Origin of the sequence: Pseudolactococcus laudensis (assembly GCF_013449735.1) — a bacterium.
Lineage (GTDB): Bacteria > Bacillota > Bacilli > Lactobacillales > Streptococcaceae > Pseudolactococcus > Pseudolactococcus laudensis.
Genome location: NZ_JACBNY010000051.1, coordinates 1 through 3,433, shown reverse-complemented (window position 1 = coordinate 3,433; position 3,433 = coordinate 1). Strand labels below are relative to the sequence as shown.

Sequence of the window (3,433 nt, the reverse complement as noted above, 5' to 3'; positions counted from 1 at the left end):
ACAGCGACAATAATGACGTCTTTTTTGAATTGTTTGCCTTTAAAATGATTCATTACTCTGTCCTCTCTGTCTTTTTTCTCAATTTTACACTAAAATAGATTTTTTGGAAAACTTTGCAACAGAACCGTACCACTCCTTTTCAAATTTAGTACATTTGTCAATTCATACATGGAGGTTTTAACGGTTATAAATTCATCATCATCTGGTTTTATTTTAGAAATAATGAAGTCCATTATCTTTAATTCTCTAGCCGTTAAGTCATGTCTTGCCTTAGTAATCAAATCATTTGCTTCGGCTACATAATAGTATTGTTGTTTCTCGTATTCATCTAAAGCAAAATTACGATCATTTCTCCAAATATAGTTTTGTTTTTTCGTCATTATTTTCCTTCTTTCAAACATGTAATGATAGTATGTTAAAGTTATTATATTTAATAAGAGCTAAAAAATCAACTTTTTTTATTTTTAACCCCCCAGTCGTGAAGTTTTCACCCCCCAGTCGTGAAGTTTTCACCCCCCAGTCGTGAAGTTTTCACCCCCCAGTCGTGAAGTTTTCACCCCCCTATGTAGTCGATAAAAGCCGTGGTTGAGCTTTTCTTACTTCCCTAAGTATTATAAAGTATTTATAAATAAAAAGAAATATAAAGCGCGCGCGAGAGCGTCCGTTTTGTTTTTATTTATTTAAAATATAAACAACAAACGAAAGAAAAATAAAAAGGTAAATTTCTGACGAAATTACCTAAGTACATTTTAAGGGGCAAGCCCCCTTTTCTCTCCGAGAAAATTCCCCCAAGTTCAAAAGAGGCTGAAAAGGAAAATAAATGGGGTATTCATGTTTTTGATTGCCAAAATTGACACCAAACGCAAGACAAACTGACCATCATATCGTTAAATACCCCTTAAAAAAGATTTTAGGCCCTTTTAAGCAACTTTAGATAAAAACTTGAACAATTCTACTTAGGATATCTAAAAAGCCTTACAGACGATTTTGAGACGTTATATGACCATATTACATTTTTAAGACCTGTCATGCTATGGAAACAATTCGAGGAATATACAAAAAGAACCGAAGAAATGGAACGCTCTTCGGATTTTCGGTATCTACTGAGATTAAGGTCTTAATGGGAATATTAGCTTAAGAACAAGAAGGATTATAAACCTTGTATTTGATTTTTAAACTTTGCAACAGAACCAGTTCAACCTACTTTTCCTACCAATGCTCAATTACATTTTAGCATATTTTGCTTTTTTTATTTTTTTGAAAGATACATATTTTAGAGAATTATCTTTGAAAATCATTTGTTACAAAACAGTTACACCATGGTAAACTTTTTATCTGGCAAGCATAGCAAGTGGTACCCCACTTGCTGTTTTATAAAAAGGTCAGGAATAGTCAAATTGACTACTCCTACCTTTTTTATAAATTTTTGGGGTGTTCCCCAATCCCCCTTTTAAATTTTACTCAACTTAGCCTAGATAATTAATTTTGATTTAAGATAGGTCAGCTATAATGAACATATCTTAATTTTTTTCATAAAAATTCTCCCAAAGATAACCACAGAAAAAACCGAAGTTTGGATAGCTTACGGTTTTTTTGTGATTTTTTAGTATACTAAATTTTAGTTAAAATAAATGGAGTGCATACTTCAAAATGAATATGGCAGGAATTATTGCTCCCCAAAAAATAAGCATGATAGGTCTTGCGTGTTGATCGTTCCACCACAAGACTTTTCCATTTTTCTTTTTGTCAAAAGAAATATCTGAAGTGAGAGGGTATTTTTTTATTAACCGAATTTCCCACCAAGAAAGTCTTAAATATTTCAAAAGAAAAATTCCTAGCAAAAAAAAGCTAAGCCATAAAACACCAAATACCTCTTGGTAAAAATCGCTTTTAATTAAATTGACAAAGACTGCTAATAAAATCATGAAGCATAGAAACCCAATGTTAAATACAGAATAAAATTTTTGTTCTGCTTTTCTTTGAGTTGCTTGTAACCGTTGCTCTACGGAGAATGACTCTATTTCGTCCATTCTTTCTTTACTAGAAACTGATTCGAATAACTCAATCACTTCAACATCTAAAGCTACAGCTATGGAACGCAGTGTTTCTAAGCTAGCATCTTCACCACTCTCTAAACGTTGAATAGTTCTAACATTTAGACCTGTAAGCTCTGCTAGTTTTTCTTGTGTCAATCCTTTTTGTTTCCTCAAATCTGAAATTAATGTTTTGTTTTTCATAATGCAACCTCGCTATAAATTTATTTGTAACTAAATCTTATATCTTTTTATATTTTAAAACCACGACATTTATACGACAGTCACACGTAAAATACCTGACACTAAGGGGATTTAGTCCTTAAAGTGGTTTTATTTTTTTAAAAAGTTCCACCATTTTCGTTTTCGAGCGGTATCTAGTAGCAAAGTCTTTTCTTCTAGCATTTGTTGGGTCTTGAATTGAAGTTGTTGTTGTTGATCTAGTAATTTTCTTAAATCATTATTCTGTTTTCTTAAATCAGTAATTTGACTGTTTTTTTCAGATATAAGCTCATCTTTTAAAGTATCAACCAAAGTATCAACGGTTGATACTTTGGTTGTGTCAAACGTTGATACTTTGGAACTTATAAAGTTTTGAATTTCAAGGCTTAAAAGGTATTTTCCGTTCTCTTTAGTTGGTACCAAAGTTGGTGGTAACTTATCAAAATGCTTTCTAACTGCTTGTTTAGATACTCCTAGTTCGTCAGCAAGTTCTTTAAGGGTCTTTAATTCTTTTGTTTCATCTTTCATCAATAGTCCTCTGTTGATTTTAAAGTCCAGTTATTATGAATTTCAACTTGAACTACTTTTCGATTATATCGACCTTGAAAGATTTCTAAGTCCATATCATCAATTTTTAAATTGATTTCCTCGATTGCTTTTTTTAATACGTTTTTCTTTAAATCTTTATATTCATAACTTTCTGGTGCACCCAACCATTCTTTAAATTCATCTGGTGTACCTTGTAAGATAGCGATTGAATTAGAACCGTCTTTATCACATTCACGCATTAGTTTGTAAAGCAAAATAGAATATTTACTTCTAAGTTTAACAGTATCTAAAAGCAAGTACTGAGTGTAATTATTTTTAAGACCTAATAGGTAAGGTGAAAGGTCTTTAGATAATAGTAATTCAACCCTTCCATTCTCCCAATATTTGGATTGCATTACCCAACTTGTTTGAGTAATTGACCGTTCTACATCGTTGTAGATTACAACTCTTTTAGTACCTAAAGAGTCAAGATTCTTTGCTAGGTCGCTATAAGTAGTACCACTGGTTCTGTTGCGAAGTTTGAAAATCAAACGCGCCCTCTCTGAACTCCAAATATCTTAGGCTGTTATTCCCATTAATACCTTGATTTCAGTAGACACCGAAAAGCCGAAGAGCGTTCCATTTCTTCG

Annotated in this window: 2 protein-coding genes and 4 pseudogenes; 1 reads left to right on the top strand and 5 read right to left on the bottom strand. The window is 32.1% G+C overall.

The window, feature by feature from the left end:
* Positions 1 to 113: 113 nt before the first annotated feature.
* Positions 114 to 380, bottom strand: a pseudogene (locus tag HZR21_RS11305) (replication initiation protein); the annotation flags it as partial.
* 641 nt (positions 381 to 1,021) lie between these two features.
* On the opposite strand from HZR21_RS11305, the pseudogene HZR21_RS11300 reads away from it, so the two are divergent.
* Positions 1,022 to 1,138, top strand: a pseudogene (locus tag HZR21_RS11300) (IS6 family transposase); the annotation flags it as partial.
* Positions 1,139 to 1,622: 484 nt separating this feature from the next.
* Here the strand turns inward: HZR21_RS11300 and HZR21_RS11295 are convergent.
* From HZR21_RS11295 to HZR21_RS11280, 4 genes and pseudogenes are all read right to left on the bottom strand, one after another.
* Complete coding sequence (locus tag HZR21_RS11295; RefSeq protein WP_180747689.1) at positions 1,623 to 2,237, bottom strand: helix-turn-helix domain-containing protein; 615 nt, start codon at positions 2,235 to 2,237, stop codon at positions 1,623 to 1,625.
* Between the two features lie 129 nt (positions 2,238 to 2,366).
* Positions 2,367 to 2,783, bottom strand: coding sequence for an HTH domain-containing protein (locus tag HZR21_RS11290; RefSeq protein WP_180747688.1), 417 nt, complete (start codon positions 2,781 to 2,783; stop codon positions 2,367 to 2,369).
* Positions 2,783 to 3,322, bottom strand: a pseudogene (locus tag HZR21_RS11285) (replication initiation protein); the annotation flags it as partial. The gene HZR21_RS11290 and the pseudogene HZR21_RS11285, both read right to left, overlap by 1 nt.
* 39 nt (positions 3,323 to 3,361) lie before the next feature.
* Positions 3,362 to 3,433: pseudogene (locus tag HZR21_RS11280) on the bottom strand (IS6 family transposase); the annotation flags it as partial.